Source organism: Puia dinghuensis (assembly GCF_014642875.1).
GTDB classification, from domain to species: domain Bacteria; phylum Bacteroidota; class Bacteroidia; order Chitinophagales; family Chitinophagaceae; genus Puia; species Puia dinghuensis.
In genome coordinates this window covers 964500-982352 of record NZ_BMJC01000002.1, presented here as the reverse complement: position 1 = coordinate 982352, position 17853 = coordinate 964500, and the positions used below count along the sequence as shown (strand labels likewise).

The 17853-nt window shown below is 54.5% G+C and carries 12 protein-coding genes and 1 pseudogene; 8 read left to right on the top strand and 5 right to left on the bottom strand.

The genetic code is table 11. The annotated features are described in order from the left end of the window. The first annotated feature begins 35 nt into the window (after positions 1-35). The 5 genes from IEY39_RS12215 to IEY39_RS12195 all read left to right on the top strand — a co-directional run bounded on the left by IEY39_RS12215 (position 36) and on the right by IEY39_RS12195 (position 6160). Entirely contained in the window at positions 36-1538 is a 1503-nt protein-coding gene (locus IEY39_RS12215; RefSeq protein WP_188931806.1) for a B12-binding domain-containing radical SAM protein, read from the top strand. 71 nt (positions 1539-1609) lie between these two features. Continuing rightward, positions 1610-2374, top strand: a complete 765-nt coding sequence (locus IEY39_RS12210; protein WP_188931804.1) for a class I SAM-dependent methyltransferase — start codon at positions 1610-1612, stop codon at positions 2372-2374. Further along, the gene (locus IEY39_RS12205; protein WP_188931802.1) at positions 2371-3867 is read left to right on the top strand and encodes a glycosyltransferase family protein; all 1497 of its coding nucleotides are present in this window, start codon (positions 2371-2373) and stop codon (positions 3865-3867) included. The genes IEY39_RS12210 and IEY39_RS12205 overlap by 4 nt, the downstream gene beginning before the upstream one ends. 18 nt (positions 3868-3885) lie before the next feature. Then, the gene (locus tag IEY39_RS12200) at positions 3886-5349 is read left to right on the top strand and encodes a B12-binding domain-containing radical SAM protein (protein WP_188931800.1); all 1464 of its coding nucleotides are present in this window, start codon (positions 3886-3888) and stop codon (positions 5347-5349) included. Then, a complete protein-coding gene (locus IEY39_RS12195) occupies positions 5339-6160 on the top strand; it encodes a class I SAM-dependent methyltransferase (protein ID WP_188931798.1) in 822 nt (273 codons plus the stop codon). The genes IEY39_RS12200 and IEY39_RS12195 overlap by 11 nt, the downstream gene beginning before the upstream one ends. Here IEY39_RS12195 and IEY39_RS12190 read toward each other — a convergent pair. Further along, positions 6138-7073 carry a hypothetical protein gene (locus IEY39_RS12190; protein WP_188931797.1) on the bottom strand — a complete coding sequence of 312 codons (936 nt, stop codon included), beginning with the start codon at positions 7071-7073 and terminating at the stop codon, positions 6138-6140. The two genes, IEY39_RS12195 and IEY39_RS12190, sit on opposite strands and share 23 nt — an antisense overlap. Positions 7074-7145: 72 nt before the next feature. On the opposite strand from IEY39_RS12190, the gene IEY39_RS12185 reads away from it, so the two are divergent. Next, entirely contained in the window at positions 7146-10010 is a 2865-nt protein-coding gene (locus IEY39_RS12185) for a glycosyl hydrolase (protein ID WP_188931796.1), read from the top strand. Between the two features lie 51 nt (positions 10011-10061). Continuing rightward, a pseudogene (locus IEY39_RS12180) lies at positions 10062-10577 on the top strand (sugar transferase); the annotation flags it as partial. Between the two features lie 35 nt (positions 10578-10612). Here the strand turns inward: IEY39_RS12180 and IEY39_RS12175 are convergent. The 3 genes from IEY39_RS12175 to IEY39_RS12165 form a co-directional block, all read right to left on the bottom strand. After that, entirely contained in the window at positions 10613-11653 is a 1041-nt protein-coding gene (locus IEY39_RS12175) for an LLM class flavin-dependent oxidoreductase (protein WP_188931795.1), read from the bottom strand. Then, positions 11650-12642 carry an ATP-grasp domain-containing protein gene (locus IEY39_RS12170; RefSeq protein WP_188931794.1) on the bottom strand — a complete coding sequence of 331 codons (993 nt, stop codon included), beginning with the start codon at positions 12640-12642 and terminating at the stop codon, positions 11650-11652. Before IEY39_RS12170 ends, IEY39_RS12175 begins: the two co-directional genes overlap by 4 nt. An 83-nt stretch (positions 12643-12725) precedes the next feature. Next, a complete protein-coding gene (locus IEY39_RS12165) occupies positions 12726-13370 on the bottom strand; it encodes a DJ-1/PfpI family protein (protein ID WP_188931793.1) in 645 nt (214 codons plus the stop codon). Positions 13371-13473: 103 nt separating this feature from the next. On the opposite strand from IEY39_RS12165, the gene IEY39_RS12160 reads away from it, so the two are divergent. Next, positions 13474-16425 (top strand): glycoside hydrolase domain-containing protein, encoded by a 2952-nt coding sequence (locus tag IEY39_RS12160; RefSeq protein WP_188931791.1) that lies wholly within the window; start codon positions 13474-13476, stop codon positions 16423-16425. Here the strand turns inward: IEY39_RS12160 and IEY39_RS12155 are convergent. Continuing rightward, positions 16408-17847, bottom strand: coding sequence for a hybrid sensor histidine kinase/response regulator (locus IEY39_RS12155; RefSeq protein WP_188931789.1), 1440 nt, complete (start codon positions 17845-17847; stop codon positions 16408-16410). The two genes, IEY39_RS12160 and IEY39_RS12155, sit on opposite strands and share 18 nt — an antisense overlap. Positions 17848-17853: the final 6 nt, after the last annotated feature.

The following is a 17853-nucleotide window of genomic DNA, read 5'->3' as shown; positions in this document are numbered from 1 at the left end:
TCATTTAGTAGTTAAATCCATTAGAACTATCTTTCATGCCGTATAAAGTACTGTTATTCAATCCGCGGAGCGCAGACTACAAATACCGTATTCCCAATTCCGTGCTCCAGATAGCCGGCTCCATCGAGGGCCGGTACGAGTGGGCCATCGTCGACGGCAACCGCGAGCCGGACCCCTATGGCAAGATCGCAGCGTATCTCGCCACCGGGGAATACCGGTATGTCGGGTTTACGGTGATGCCCGGTCCGCAACTAAAACAGGCCATCCCCTTTTCCCGCCGCATCCGGGCGGAATTTCCCGGCACGGTGATCATCTGGGGTGGTTATTTCGCCTCTAACCAGAATAAAGTAGTCCTGAAGTCGGAGTGTGTCGATTTTGTCATTAATGGCCCCGGTGACCACGCTTTTCCCGCTCTTCTCGACGCGCTGGAGAATAATACGCCCTACGAAATGATAAGGAACCTTATCTATAAGAGCGGCGATAAGATAATCAAAACGTCCAAAGAAGACCTTATCGACCAGGCTACCTTGCCATCCTTACCTTATGACCAGTTAGACCGGCTTTATCCCATGGAGAAATATCTCGGCAAGACCTACCTGGGGGAGAGGACGCTTGCTTATCACTCCAGCATCGGCTGCCCCTTCACCTGCTCGTTCTGCGCCGTTGTACCCATCTATGAAGCCCGCTGGAAGGCCAAACCCGCCCCTGCGGTATACAAGGACATCAAATACCTTAAAGACAGATGGGGCGCCGACAGCATCGAATTCCACGACAACAACTTCTTCGTAGCCGAAAAAAGGACCGCTGAATTCGCCCACCTGATCAAGGACGAAAATATGGTCTGGTGGGGCGAAGGCCGCATCGACACCATCGACAAGTATAAGGATGAGACCCTGGTGCTCATGCGCGAATCCGGCTGTAAGATGATCTTTTTTGGCGCCGAGACCGGCAACGACGAGATCCTGAAAAAAATGGACAAGGGGGGAACCCAGTCCGGCGCCGAGATCAGGTCTTTTGCCGCCCGGATGAAGAAATTCGATATCATTCCCGAGTACAGCTTTGTGCTGGGCACCCCTGCGGAGACCCCGGAAAAGGTGATGCAATACATCGACCAGGACATCGCCTTTATCAAAGAAATAAAGGATATCAATCCCGACACGGAGATCATTATTTATACCTATAGCCCCGTCCCGACGGAGGGGTCCGAACTGTATCAAAAGACCCTGGATTCGGGCTTCCGCTTCCCCGAAAAACTGGAGGACTGGATCAGCCCGCAATGGGAGAACTTCGACCTCCGCAAGAATCCCCTTACCCCCTGGCTCACCCCGGAAATGATCGACAAGATCAGGGATTTCGAAACCGTCCTCAACGGCTACTATCCCACCGTATCCGATATCCGGCTCAGCCCGGTGAAACGTAAACTGATTCACCATCTGGCCGCATTACGTTATAAAAGAAGCCTATATAAATATCCGTATGAAATAAAGCTCTTGCATAGGCTCTGGCGCTACCGGCAGCCGGAAATTCAGGGTTTTTAGGGAGAAGGTGGCATCCTTTAACAAAAAAGAAACGTTTATTATGTCGTTAAGCCACGCTAAAATCGTTAGAGATGTATCTTCCGGACTCTTCCATACTAACCAATATTCAAGTTCAGGGCCACACCCGGCTCAGAGAGGTGCTGTTCGAAAAGATATACATTCAGGTGAGGGCGCTTGAAAGCCGGCTGTACACCGATGAAGAACTGGTCCATTTACCCGAGATCGCTGCCTCCCACCCCCGCTTCCGGGAATGGGAATTGAGAAAGCAGTCAGCCCGCCGGCTTATCCACTATATCTCCCGGAAAAAAGCAACCCTGGACATTCTCGAAGTAGGCTGCGGCAATGGCTGGCTCACCCACCTGCTGGCGGACATCCCCGGCTCGAGGGTCACCGGCGCCGACATCAATTTTACCGAATTGCAACAGGCGGCCCGGGTATTCAGCAACGACCCCAATCTCCGGTTCATCCACGGAGACATCCGCACAGGGCTGCTGGAAGAAAGACGCTTTGACTTTATCCTCTTCGCCGCTACGCTCGAACATTTCCCTTCGGCAAAACGGATACTCCACTTCTGTCTTTCCCATCTGAAACGCAGCGGTGAGATCCATATCATCGACACTCCTTTCTGCAAGCCCGTGGAAGTAAAGCTGGAGGAAAGAAGGACCCAGGCCTATTATACCTCTTTCGGCTATCCTGAGATGGCCGACTACTATTTCCATCATACCTTCGATGATCTGCGCTCTTTCCGGTATACCGTTCTGTATAACCCCCGGTGGTGGCGTAACCGCCTGACCCGGATAAAGAACCAGCATCCCTGGATCAGGATCACCAAATGAGCGGGAACGATCCCCGTCTGCCTTTGCGGCTGGTCTTCCCGGTATGGGCGGTTTATGTCGTCATAGTCGCGGTGGGACTATACAACCACGAACTGTGGCTGGATGAATCCCATCATTTTCTCATCGGACGCGACAGTGACAGCCTGGGGGCGCTGTATTGGAACATGCGCTATGACGGGCATCCCAGGCTTTGGAATTTCCTCCTCTACTTTGTGACCCATTACATCAGCCCCAGCTACATCGGCATGCAGGTGCTGCATGGGTGTATTGCGGCCGCAGCGGCGTGGTTGTTTCTGCGTTATGCACCCTTCACCCTTTTGCAGAAGGTGCTGGTGCTTTCGGGCTATTATTTTGTCTTCGAGTATAGCGTTCTCAGCAGGAACTATGCCCTCGGCATTCTGCTGCTTTTCGCCGTCTGCATCCTGCTGCGCCATCCCCGCAAGAACATCCTGTATATCGGCGCGCTCCTGCTGGTCATGTGCAATACGCATCTTTTCTTCGCTTTTGCTGCATTGGGCATTTATTTCTACATGGCGATGGAAGTGGGGCGGCGGGAATGGCTCCGGGCCCGTTTCCTGTTGTTCACGGTACTGTTCGTGGCAGGGTTCATACTGGTGGTCATTCAGACGCAGACGCCTCCGGATGACAACTACAACCAATTACGACCGAAGGAATGGCTGACGGGGCAACATCTGAGCTTCACCGCGTTTAGCCTCATCCGCGGATGGCTGCCCATCCCCCAGGTGAGAGGCGGACATTTCTGGAACAGCTACTGGCTCAACCCCCAGCATATCGGCGGATGGTTGCGCAACGCCCTGTTCGTGTTCTTCCTCGTTTACCCGGCATTTGTGTTGAGGAAGGACCCCAAGGCATTGGTATTCTATTATACGGCGTTGGTATTTCTTCTGGCATTCTTCGATGTTACCCAGCAGGCGGGCAGCCGGCTTTTCGGGATGGCCTTCATCTATTTCCTTGCGGCGTCCTGGATGGCCGATGCGGGCATGGGGCGGGTGATGTATGCTGTCCTTATCCTGCATATTGGCATCGGGGTGATCGCGCTCGAGCAGGACCTGACGCGACCTTTTTCCCAGTCCAGGAACACGGTGGAATACCTGAAGGCCCACCACCTGGCGGATTCGACAATTGTCGTGGATGGATACGCATGCGGACCGATGATCAGCGCCTACCTGGGCAGGAAAGTATACTCCATCACTCAGGGGGAGGAGTATAGCTACCTCAACTGGACGATCCCCGACTGGCCTTCGCCGCGACCTTCCCTGAGCCAGGAAATAGCCCGGTCGCCCTACCTCCAAAACCTCGATCGGTATATCCTGGTCTCCAGCCGTAAGCTGGATACAGCGACCGTACAAGCCGGGGGTAAGCAATTCAGAGTCATAGCGTTAAAAGAATTTTTGAACAGCATCAGGAAAGAGGATTATTACCTGTACGAAGTGGCCGCAACCGGCTCCGACCCCAGGCATCCCCTACCGTAAATCCTGCGTTTTACCAGTATGGAAAAGCTTCTTTTTTCGCATTCCTATTTTATGCGCCTGGACCCGAAACAATGGGCGACCGGCCAGCCTTATCCGCCTCTTGCTACCATCGGGGCCGCCGCGCTTATGCGCGAACAGGGCTTCACCGTCTCCCTGTTCGACACCATGTTCGAAGAGGATGCGGAATCGGTGATGCTCCATCTGACGGCCCAGCGGCCCGACTTCTTTATCGTCTATGACGATGGGTTCAACTACCTGACAAAGATGTGCCTCACCAATATGCGCGAAGCTGCCTTCCGCATGATCCAATTGGCCCGCGCACAAGGTTGTGTCGTCATCGTAAGCAGCAGTGACTCCACCGACCACTTCGACAGCTATCTCCAGAAAGGCGCCGACTTCGTCCTGCTGGGTGAAGGCGAGGAAACCTTGCTGGAATTGGTTACAGCCATCCGGGACGGCCGGGAAGACTTCACACAGATAAATGGCCTGGCCTGGAAGCAAAACGGGCTTCCTGTCCGGACAGCCGCAAGAAAGGTGATGAAAGACCTCGACCACCTGCCCCTGCCCGCCTGGGATCTGGTCGACATCGAACAGTATCGTAAGATCTGGATGCAGCATAACGGCTATTTCTCCCTCAACATCAGCACTACGCGGGGGTGCCCTTTCAAATGCAACTGGTGCGCAAAACCCATTTACGGAAATCGCTACAATGCCCGGTCGCCGGCTCATGTGATTAGGGAGATAAAAATGCTTAAAGAACGGTATAACTTCGATCATATCTGGATGTGCGACGACATCTTCGGGCTCAAACCCGGGTGGGTGAATGAATTTGCCGATCTTGTCGAGCAGGAGAACCTGCGATTCAAATTCAAGATCCAGTCCCGCGCCGACCTCCTGCTGCAGGAGAATTATGTCAGCGCGCTGGCCCGGGCCGGTTGCGAGAACAGCTGGATGGGAGCGGAAAGCGGTTCGCAAAAAATACTCGACGCCATGGATAAAGGCACAACGGTCGAACAGATAGCCGAGGCGACACACCTGCTGCGCCAACACGGTATCCGACCCTCCTTCTTCATCCAGTTCGGCTATCCCGGCGAGACAAAGGAAGATATTACAAAGACTATCCGGATGATCAATCACCTGGTGCCGGACAGCCTCGGCATTTCCGTCTCTTATCCCTTGCCGGGTACGGTCTTCTACGACCGGGTAAAGGCCGATCTGAAGGAGAAGACCAATTGGACCGATTCCGACGAACTTCGCCTGATGTTTCACAACACCTATCCCCCGGCCTTTTATAAACAGCTGCACCGCTATGTTCATCGCAGCTATGGCTGGCATTTAGCCCTCCGGCAGATGAGGCAATTGCTCTTAAGACCGGCCAGGAGTACAAAACAAAATCTGCGACTGGCAGCCTCCATCCTATACCAGCTGCCGGCAGCGATCATCGCACGGCAACGACTGAAAAAACTGGAACATGAGCATTAAAGATGTGGTCAACGAAAAAGAAGCGGCAGGTGGCTTTAGCAAACAGGCCCTTGTCTTCGATCAATACGATGCCGGCAATACGATCATCCATTATAAGCGTCAGCGGGTAAGGTCGCATGTATTGCGTTTTCTGTCTCCGGGCAGCTCGATACTCGAACTCAATGCGGGCACGGGCGAGGACGCCATTTTCTTTGCCCGGGAGGGGCACCGGGTGCATGCTACGGACATCGCTGAAGGAATGCAGGCCCGCCTGATAGAGAAAGTAAGGACGAAGCAGCTTACGGATAAGGTCACGGCCGAACGTTGCTCTTTCACCGCCCTTGACAGCCTGCAGCAGAAAGGACCGTATGACCTCATCTTCTCCAATTTCGCGGGGCTCAACTGTACGCGGGAATTGGGCAGCGTTCTTCACTCTTTTGCCCCCTTGCTGAAACCCGGTGGAGTGATCACCCTGGTGATCCTGCCGCCTTTTAGCTTGTGGGAGACCCTGATGCTGTTTCGGGGGCATCCCGGGACGGCTTTCCGCCGGCTGTTAAGCGGCAGGAAAGGCGCTCCGGCGCATGTAGAAGGCTTTCATTTCCGTTGCTGGTATTATTCACCGGCCTTTGTGAAGCGCGCCCTGAAAGGCGCCTATGAGCTTTTAAAGCTGGAAGGGCTTTGCACTATCGTTCCACCCTCCTATATCGAGCATTTTGCAGAGAAGCATCCCAAGGCCTGGAAATTCCTGCGCGCAAAGGAAGATAAATGGAAGGACAAATGGCCCTGGCGCACGATTGGAGATTATTATATTATTTCGTTTCGGAAGAAGTGATCGGGTGTCCATAGTACTTTTCCAGCACCTCCTTTACCCGGTGGTGATATCTGGCCAGAACTTTTTGCTGGAAGATGGCGGGGTCCGGGCGGGAATAGTGTTTTCCGCATTGCAGCGTCAGCATGTCTCCATGGAAGTTTAGATCGCCCCGCTCGGTCTTCTTCTTCCAGCGGCGGTCGGTGAGCTTGCGGAAATAATTTTCCAGCGCATCGCCAAGCCGGTTGGCCAGTAGTCTTTCGAGGGCGCGTTTCAGCAGGGAAGAACGATGGACGGCCGCTGTTTCCAGCGACCGGTTGCGATAATGAGGAAGATAGCCGGTGGTCCAGTCGTTGGCCTGGAAGAAACCGGCGATGCTGCCATTGCCACAGACAGGCATCAACGTGAGCAGTTCGATGGCGGTGAAGAGGTTCTTTTCCTTTATTTCCAGGGCTTCCTCGTCGATGTAATAGTTCATGCAATACCGGTGCTGATGGCCACGCAGATAGGTCAGCTTCTTGAAGATATGCATCATGGTCCTGGCTATCCAGAGGCGGTTGGCCCGGGTGATGATAAAATAATCGATGTCGGCCTTCTCGTCCGCGCAGCGTTTGGACAAGGAGCCGGAGATGTATACGCCCCGGACATAGGGGAATTGGTACAGGAGTTTGCCGCCCCGGTTGGCGATGACCAGCAGCTTATCGGCGTGGCTCTCGCAGCGAAGGCGTCTGGCCGCCAGGGTGGGATCGTTTTGCAACGAATAGAAGGGACCTGTTCTGTAGAGCCTGCCTTCGCGCAGAAGGGCCTCGGTCTCCAACCTTACGGCTGTTTCCGATGCCTCTGTGTCAAGGAAATACCGGATGTCTTCCAGCGTCAGGGGATAGTGGAAAACATCGAAGTAGGCCAGTGTTTTCAGGATGCTCGGTCGTAATTCCATAAAAATAGAACGCACCCTAAAAGCTATCGGTTGCTTATATGTACTATCTTTCAGTACTCCATGAGATGACTTATGAATAGAAGAAAATTCCTGCTGCGAGGTTCCCTGCTTACCTCGGGTTTCCTTTTTTGGAAAATGACACCGGCGGCCCCTGGCCCTGCCCCGGCGGCGCCTGAGACGCCCCTATCGACAGCGTCGGCCGACGGCCTCTACTCCCTCTTCAAAGACCCCCTTCCTATCTACCGCCCCTTCGTACGCTGGTGGTGGAATGGCGACAAGGTGGAAAGATCCGAGATATCCCGCGAGCTCAGGCTGATGAAAGAGGCCGGCATCGGCGGAGTAGAGATCAACCCCATCAAATTCCCTCCCGTGACGGACGACCTGGGCAAGCCTTCCATCACATGGCTTAGCCCCGAATGGATCGACCTGCTACAGTTCACGCTGAAGGAGGCGGCTGCGCTCGGCATCACCTGCGACCTTCTCGTAGGCGCCGGCTGGCCCTTTGGTGCGGAATCCCTGGAAGGGGACGAACGCTCGCAGGCCATGGTCATTGCCACCCATAAGCTGGAAGGTCCCGATGACTATGAAGTATCCGCCTTCGATTTTTTCAAAGAAGCCGATCCTGCCGTTACTTCTCCATTCCCCGGCCGGCTCATGGAGCTGATGGCCGTAAAGCTGGCTCCGAATCCGCTTCATAACCTTGCAGCAGTGCAGGACCTCACCGGCCAGATAACGGACGGGACACTGCGCTTTCGTATCCCCCGGGGCAGCTACGTGCTGTTTGGCCTGGTGAAGGTGAAAGGCTCGATGGAGGTGATCAATGGCGCCCCCGGCGCCAATGGATCCGTCCTCAATCATTACAACGAGACCGCCGTAAAGAAATACCTGCATCACATGTCCGACACCATCATCGCACAGATCGGCCCGCTCGCCGGCCGGGTCCGCGCCTTCTTCGTGGACAGCATGGAACTGGAAGGCGCCAACTGGTGCTCCGACATGGAAGTAGAGTTTAAAAAAAGACGGGGGTACGACCTGATGCCCTATCTGCCCTTCACCCTATTCAAGACGGGCGGCATGGGCAATATTCTTGATTTCGATTACGGCACGGGTCTCTCACCCGACCTGCAGGATATAATCCAACGGGTGCGCTATGATTTCGACCTGACAAAGACCGAACTGGTAGCCGAACGGTTTATCCGGCCGTTTACGGAGTGGTGCCGGGAGAATCATGTCCTTTCCCGTGTACAGGCCTACGGCAGGGGCTATCATCCGCTGGAAGGCAGCTTCGACATCGACCTGCCGGAATGCGAGACCTGGGTCAAATACGGTCTTGGTCATGAAATGACCGACAAAGACTATCATACCGGAAGGGCCTACACGATGATAAACAAATACGTTTCTTCCGCCGCTCATCTGAAAGGAAAGAAACATATCAGCTGTGAAGAACTGACGAACACGGATATGGTTTTCAATGCAACCCTGGAGATCCTGAAGACGGTCGGCGACCAGAGCATCATCTCCGGTGTGACGCATCCCGTCTTCCATGGGTTCAACTACTCTCCGCCCGAGGCGCCCTTCCCGGGTTGGGTGCGTTATGGAACATTCATCAACGAACGCAACAACTGGTGGCCGTATTTCAAAAGGTTCACCGACTACAAGAGCCGGCTGTCCGCTCTCTTCCAGCAGGGGACCATGTTTGCCGACATCGCCGTCCTGCCGCCCATCGCCGATATGTGGAGCATCGAGGGTGCACAAAATGAACCTTTCCCATCGCTTATGTACCCCACCTGGTTGCCCTTTGTATGGGAAGCTATTCACCGCAATGGCAGCGCATGCGACTATATCTCTGAACAGGTGATCCGCGATGCCACGATGAAGGACGGCCGGCTTTTCTATGGACCGAGATCGTATCATACGCTCTTCCTCGTCCAGGTGGAAAGAATGGACCCCGCAACGGCGGAGAAGTTGTCCGCTTTCATCACCGCGGGAGGGCGTATTTTTTGTATCGGGACGTACCCCGCTAAATCGACCGGCCTCACCGATGCTGCCCGGCGGGACAGGGAAGTAGCCGATTGGGTAGAAAAGATGAGAGCATTTCCCGACCGCTTTATTCTCGTTCCCAGGCCGGACAATGACTTTCTGCAATGGTACCGGCACCTCCAGGAAAAATATGCGTTGACCCCCTATGTACATATAGATAAACCCAATCCTTTTGTCTCGCAGGTCCGCTACCAGGCCGGGGATATGGAATGGCTTTTCTTTGCCAATTCCGATCTGGAAAATGCACATGTCCTCACCATTCTGCCGTCGGCGCCCCTGGCCGCGGGACGGCAGGTCTGGATATGGGATGCGGAGACGGGCGAACGGTATCATGCCGGGGACGGTGCGAGTCCGTTGACCCTCGATCTGGCAACGGGGGACTCCCGCCTTGTCGTCTTTCAGCGGGAAAAGAAAGGACCCGGATGGGACCCGCTACCCGCCACCGCGGAAAAGGCAGTGACCGTCACTGGCGCCTGGACGGTCGAGCTTCATCACCTGGATGCTTCGGTAAAGACGGTAACCATGCCGGCGTTGATGGATATGAAAGACGATGCCACCCTTGCCGCTTTCTCGGGTACGGCCTTCTATCGGATCACTGTCAACGCAGACAAGGATGCCCTTTGGCAATATTGCAACCTTGGGAAAGTGGCGGGCCTCTCAGGGCTGACGGTCAACGGTGTGGATGCGGGGATACAATGGTATGGCCGGAGGATATACCGCATGGGTCACCTGCTGCAACCCGGGCCGAATACCCTGGAAGTAAGGGTCGTGACTACGATGGGAAACTATTTGAAGACTTTGAAGGACAACCGTGTCGCCCAGAAATGGACAAATGAAAAAAGACAGGACCAGCCCATACAATCGATGGGCCTCATGGGACCTGTGACGCTTTACTAGGCGCCGGAGGCGACCTCCCGGGCAACCGCGGCCAGGCTGCCCGCGTTTATTATGATAATGATTAAAAGAGCATTCGACCTGATTGTTTCCACCATCGTCATCGCGGGCATCCTGAGCTGGCTGTTACCCCTGTTGGCCTGGCTTATCAAGCGGGATTCTTCCGGCCCGGTATTCTTTGTACAAAAAAGGGTAGGGAAGGACGGAAAACTTTTTTCCTGCTACAAGTTGCGTAGTATGATCGATGGCCGTGTCACGGCACTGGGTAGCTGGCTCCGGCTGTCCCACCTGGACGAATTGCCGCAATTCTTTAACGTATTCCTTGGCTCGATGAGCCTGGTGGGCCCAAGGCCCTACATGCCGGCCGACTGTCAGCGGTGGGCGGCCATTGTCCTTTACCCCGCGCTGCGGGAGAAAGTAAAACCCGGGATAACGGGAATGGCTCAGGCAAAAGGATTACATGGCATTGCTTGCGACGTGAACACCCTTTCCCAGCGCTATCATTGGGATGCTTTTTATGTCAACAACAGGAGTTTTGCCCTGGATATGCGTATCCTGTGGACCACCTTCCGCCGGCTTTTTCCGCGGTGGCGGCCTTCTGCCTCCTATGCGACGACTTCTTTGCGAATGATGGTCTCGGCAAAACGCTCCATTTCTTCCAACTGGGGACTGCACTGGAGCAGGAAGAAATCTACCCCTTCCGCGGCAAATTCCCCGATGCGGTCCTCCACCCTTGCCGGAGTGCCGACAAGCCCTGAGCGCAGGCCGCGGTTGGAGACGGAATAATCCTCCAACGAAACTTTCTGTTCCAACTGCGTCCCGGCCAGCCATTGCTGGTAGTTGTGATAGCCGGGGCTGCCCGGTTGTACATTGGTAATACGCTCTAATTCCTTCTTCACCTCGGTATCGCTGTTGCGAATAATACTGTAAGCGGCCACACCAAACTGCATGGGTGGTAGTCCTTTCTTCTCCCTGCGCGCTTTCATATCTGCGATGCGCCGGCCGATGGTAGCCGGTTCGTCGCCATGCATGACATAGCCGTCACAGGTGGAGGAAATGAGATCTTTCGCCGTCTCCGACTCTCCGCCGGCATACATAAAGGGTCTTGGCCGCGAGACGCTGGATATCGGCTTTGGTTGCAGGGTGTTGTTGTCCACCCGGTAATATTTGCCGCTATAGCTGAACCCGTCCTGCTCCCAAACTCCATTCAATACTGTCAGCCATTCTGCCGTCCGCGCATACCGGTCGTCATGTTGTTCGAACCCTACGCCATATTTGGTAGCCTCATCCCGCCACCAGGATGAGACGACATTCAGGGAAAGCCGGCCCTTGCTGATATGATCGATATTGGCCGCCTGTTTGGCCAGCAGGGCAGGATTATGAAAGGTGGGCCGCACCGCGACCATCAACTCTTGTTTTTGAGTGACCGCGGCCAGGGCGGCAGCCGTCGACCAGGCATCCAGCGAAGGCGCCTCTTCGCCTTTAATATCATTGAGGTTGAGTTCGGCGATGAGGGAAAGATCGAACCCGATGGCTTCGCTGCGTATCGCCAGCTTCTTTACATAATCCCAGGTGGGCTCCATGTTCTCATCGGCTACGTTGCGCAGCCAGCCGCCAAAAACAGGCATCCAATAGCCGTATCTCATAATGCTACGCTTTGAATATTTTTTACTCTTGTATCCCGTTGCGCCCCTGCCCGCTCCACCAGGTAGTCGACCAGCCGCTGATGCGGGTTGAACCCTATGACGTTGATGGCATCAGCTACAAAATTGGATAGTGCATTGACATCATAATATAGCAGCTCCCCATCCCGATCGTCGATGATATATTCGATGCCCCCGACATCGATGCCGGAATGCTGTACGATGGTCTCGACGGCTTTGATGACGGCCGGCGGCGGTGCATAGCCTTCCACTTTCAGGCCGTTTTTGGGCGCTTCGATGGCGCAGGCATTCCGCACCAGTTCGACACCCGTGCTGGTCTGGCAGATATCGGCCGGGCAGAGATTGAAGGTATCGCCGGTGAGATAAACGCGGATAGCATAAAGGAACTTACCGCCCAGCGTTTCGACGCGGGTGATATAGCCTCCGCGCGCAGGGATGAATTCCTGTAACAATGCTGTATGATCGATGCCGAAAGAAATTGCCCCCTCTTCGACGGCCGCCTGCAGGTCTTCCAGGGTGTGATACTTGGTGATGCCTGCGCCGCTGCCGCCGATGTTGGCTTTTACCACTACGGGGAAACGCAACCCGTCTACCGCTGCAAGCAATTGCGAAGGATGGTTGACGACGCGCGCCTTCGGATAATTTATCCCGAGGGACTGCATCAGCTCCAGCTGGAGGGCTTTAGAGGTCTCAAATACAAACGCCTTATATCCGTTCACCGTCGGGATGCCGTGATATTCCAGGTGTTTAAGATAGTTCAGTGTATAAAAGATGCCCTGGACTCCATCCCGCAGATAAGCCGATGGGCTCATCCGGTTGAAGAAAAGAGCGTAATCAGGCGCCGGCGCTTCGATGGCGAATTGATGGGCAGCCGGGTTGACCCGGATATAAGGGATATTCCTGTTGCTAAGCTCTGCGAAAAGCGGCTTGAACCAGTCAGGATGTTCGTGGTAGATTGCGATAGGTGCCATAAGTAACGTCAAAGATACTCCAATCGGGGGGCAATTTCGCTGCTGCGCTCACCGCCCGGCCAGCGCCGGCACTAAGAATAAACTTAGTTTCCGGCCAGCACCAGTCCCTTATCGGGCGCCCAGCTTTCATATTCCATGGCAGCCGCTACCTCCTTTGCCGCAGCTTCCCCCTTCAGCTTTGCGACGAGATGCAATGCCCCGTCGATCCCCGCGGATATCCCCGCAGTAGTGATCACATGCCCATTATCGATATACCGGACATTCGCCAGAACGCGGGTTTTCGGCAGCGCTTCCTGCAGCGCCCCGATGTAGGAATGATAGGTAGTGGCGCTAAGGCTGTCGAGGAGACCCGCCTTCCCCATGATGAAAGCGCCCGTACAGACGGAGAAGAAATACTGTGTCGCAGGCCGCCGCTGTTTTATCCAGGCGATGACAGCATCATCCTTTGCTGCAGCACCGGCATTACCGCCAAAAAAGGCGAGGATATCGGCCGGTGGCGCGTCGTCGATACTATAGTCCGGCACAATCTTCAGGATACCCTGCGCGGTGATGGGGTCTTTTTTCCGGGAGACGGTAAAGACCTTGAAACCGGCATTCGAAAATACTTCCATCGGGCCGGCAAAATCCAGCACCTCGACGCCGTCCTGCAGATAAAAACAAACGGTCTGCTGGGCCCGGAGGCTTGTAACAACAAGGAAAAATGTTGACAGTAAAAGAATGGTTCGCATGGCTTTGCTATTTCCGCAAAGCTATGCCGGCCGCGGAGCAATAAGGAGGACAACCAGGCGTACGATCGGGACAAAAATCAATTTCATCCCTTACCTTCGACCCATGCAAAAAACGAGCTTTCCATTCCTGTTATTCCTCCTTCTGTCTATTGCTGCCCGGACCCAGCAGATACCTTACACCTCCTGCCCCAACTGCTGGAACCCCGATTCCCTCGGTAACCATCGGGCTGTCCTTCGCTTCGACGGCTCTGGCCCTGTCGCCCATGCGAACATCCCCTGGCGCCTGCCCGTCGCCGATCCTTTTGTCCATCGCATCATTATCCAGGATGCCGCAACCGGTGCCCGCATCATGCTGGCGACCATCGGCCCGGTTAGCCGTGAATCCGGCGAGCTGTTCTTCCAACCCGTCTCCGGCAAAGGCCTCTATTATGTCTATTACCTGCCCTATCGCAACGAAGGTCGTAGCAATTATCCCAAAGGCGTCTACCGGCAGCCCGACACCACCGCAGCTATACCCACCAACGCACCCGTCAACTGCACAGTCACCGGCTTCCAATCTATTGACGATTTCAACAGCTTTTATCCCATGGAGGTGATCGCGACAGCACAGGAAACCACCGCGCTCAAAGCAAAATATCCCACAAAAACCTTTCTCGTCTTCCCCGAAGACCGCGATCATTCCATCCGGATGCGCAATGATCTTCCCCTTCGCTGGATAAAAAAAGGTCCGGCGGGCACGCTGACCATCACTGCCGGCAAGGGCGAATATTGCGCTTATCAAATAGGGCTCTATGCGCTGAAAGACCTCGATGACGTACGACTCCATTTTAGCGGGCCGTTCAACAGCACCTGCATCAATACCACCGGCGTCACCTACGACGGAAAACCCTTCACCAAAGTGGTAGACATCCCCGCAGGCCAGGTACAGGCTCTCTGGTGTGGTATCGATATCCCCGCTACCGCCACACCCGGCGACTATACCGGGGCCGTCACTATCACCGCCAAAAACACCACTCCGCAGGTGGTACACATCCACCTCACCGTTAGTAACCACCTTGTCGCCGACGGGGGAGCGGGTACGCCTGCGAAGATGACCCGCCTCAAATGGCTAAATTCCACCCTTGCACAGGAGAACACCGTCATCGCTCCCTATACCCCGCTCACCATCCAGGGGGATACGCTTATCAGTCTCCTGGGTCGGAAGATCGTCCTCAACCAGCAAGGCTATCCCGAACAGATCCAAACGTATTTCACCTCCGAAATGACGGATATTACATCGACCCCCAACAATCTGCTCGCAGAAAATATCCACTTTCATTTCTTCAAACAGTCCGATGGGAAGGACATCCGGTTAAAAGCCGGGGGTCTGCGATTCACCGAACAATCCCCCGGCACCGTGAAATGGCAGGCATCCAGCGTCTCAGACCAGCTGCGGATGGATGTCACCGGCTCGCTGGAATTCGACGGCTTCCTGGCTTATACCGTAAAGGTGACGGCCTTACAGGATATCGACCTCAAAGACATCGTCATGCACATCCCATTCCAAAAGGAAATGGCGACCTATATGATGGGACTGGGGCAAAAGGGCGGCTATCGTCCTGACAGTATGTACCACTGGAAATGGGACGTCGCACATAAGAACCAGGATGGGGCCTGGATCGGCGCCGTCAACGGCGGACTGCAATACTCTCTTCGCGACGAACACTACGTCCGCCCGCTCAATACTAACTTCTACCTCCAAAAACCGCTGATAGCCCCGCTTTCCTGGGCCAACGGCGACAAGGGCGGCATCGACATCGGCATCAAGGGTAAGTCTATGCTGGCCCACAACTATAGCGGTGCGCGGAGTCTAAAAAAAGGCGATACGCTGTATTACAATTTCAACCTGCTGATCACTCCATTCCATCCCCTCAACACCGATTTCCAATGGGCTACCCGCTTTTATCATAAATACGACAACCTCGATTCGATAAAAGCCACCGGCGCCACGGTGGTCAACATCCATCATGCCACGCCAATCAACCCCTGGATCAACTATCCCTTCATCGAGTGGAAAAGGATGAAAGGTTTTATCGACACTGCCCATCGGCTTGGCCTGAAGGTAAAGATCTATAACACGGTGCGGGAATTATCCGACCATGCCTATGAGACTTTCGCCCTGCGCAGCCTCGCGGGCGAGATTTATTCGCCAGGCCCCGGCAAAGGGTTCTCCTGGCTGCAGGAACATCTGCGGACGGATGATTACATCCCCGGCTGGTTCGTACCGGAAATCAAAGACGCTGCTATCATCAACAGCGGCATGAATAGATGGCACAACTACTATGTCGAAGGAATGAACTGGCTCGTTCAGCATGTCGGTATCGATGGCATTTACCTCGACGACGTCGCCTTTGACCGTATCACCATGAAACGGATCAAACGGGTCCTCACGCAGGACGGACATCCCGGCATCATCGATCTCCATTCGGCTAATCAATTTAATCCCCGTGATGGATACAACAACAGCGCCAACCTGTATATGGAGCATTTCCCCTATCTCAATCGTCTGTGGTTTGGGGAATATTTCGATTATGAAAAGAACTCACCCGATTTCTTCCTTACCGAGGTGAGCGGTATCCCCTTTGGCCTGATGGGAGAAATGCTCCAGGGCGGTGGTAATCCCTGGCGGGGTATGGTCTATGGGATGACCAACCGGATGCCCTGGTCGGACAATGCCGACCCCCGGCCCATCTGGAAGGCCTGGGACAATTTTGGGATGCAAGGCACAAAGCTCATCGGTTATTGGAGCCCTAACTGTCCCGTAAGAACAGGCAATCCCGCTATCCCGGCAACCGTATATCAAAAACCCGGCGCCGTGCTGGTTGCATTGGCATCCTGGGCGGCTGAGGACACGACGGTGAACCTGGAGATCGACTGGCAACGGCTGGGCATCGACAAAACCCACGCCATCATTGAAGCTCCGGCCATAGCACATTTCCAGCCGGCACAACACTTCACACCCGGCGATCGCATCCCTGTTGGAAAAGGCAGGGGCTGGTTACTCGTGATTCGCTAGGACAGGTTCCACCAGCTTAGTCTGCGATGATAAGGGAATACTCACGGTGAGGATACACCCTTGTCCCGGCGCGGACTGCACTTTCATCTGCCCGTTGTAATAACCTACCCGGTTTCGGATATTCCGCAGCCCGATGCCCGGGATCCTTTTTTCGGGATTGAAACCGATGCCATCGTCCTGTATGGTCAGTTCGAGGTTATCCGTTTTCCTGAGGCGGATAGTCGCCTTTTTGGCTTTTGCGTGTTTGATGATATTGTTCAGCTGCACTTGTACTATGCGGTAGCAGGTTAGTTTCAGGCTGTCATCTGCTATATCCCCGAGCCATCCTTCGGTATCCAGGGTCAGCTGCAGGGAGGTGGTGGACGGAAGATTGTCGATGAGCTTGTATAGGGCCTGGTCCAGGCCCATACCGCCTAGGGTTGGAGCTACGAGGGACTGGGAGAGCTGGCGAATCTCTTCCATGGCGAAATTCAGGTTGCGATAGCCCTTTTGCAGGATATCCTTCTGCTCGTGCTCCCCTATTTCTTTCAGCACGACATCCAGGTACAATTTGGTGGCGGCAAGTATCTGGTTGATGTTGTCGTGCAGTTCCTTGCCGATCTCTTCCCTTTCCCGCTCCTGCACCTGGATGCTGGTTTGCGTGATCAGCTTCTGCTGAATATCTGCCTGCCTGGCAAGTTCCGCTTCCGCCCGAAGCTTCTCGGTGATGTCGTTGGCAAGGATTAGGATAACGGGCTCCTGCTCATGCACCATATCGTGGGAAATCACTTCCACGTCGATGGTGGCGCCATCCTTTTTCTGATGCTTCCAGATACCCGACAGGTAGAGACCCGGGCTTCCGCCATTCCATAACCTTCCGGTGTTCATCGACAGAAACTCTTCCCGGGTATAACCATAGTGCGTGATGGCCGCTTCATTGACGGCAATGATGCTCAGGCTTTTCTGGGAGACCATCCACATGGGCATAGGATTTTTTTCGAACAATAATTTATATTTCTGTTCGGAAGAGCGTAAGGCCTCGTCGGCCTGGCGGCGCTCGTTCTCCATCCGGCCCTTATCCAGCGCATTCTGAATAGCGTTGGGCAGCCGCTCGAGCCGGTCTTTTAATATATAATCACTGGCACCTTCCTTGATGACGCTGACGGCATATTCTTCCGAGACAGTGGCCGTGACCAGGATGAAGGGGGTGTCGACGGCTTCTTCCCTGCTGATGCGAAGCGCTTCGCTGGAATTAAAGGACGGCAGGGAATGATCGGAAAGGATGACATCCGGCTGGAATTCGCGCAGCTGCCGGACAAACCCCTCCCGATCGATGACTACTCTTTTCTCAAAGTTGAATTTTGCTTTTCGCAATACCCGGTCGACCATTTCGGCATCCGCTTCCAGGTCTTCGAGGTGCAGTATTTTTAACGATTGGTTCATGGTAAG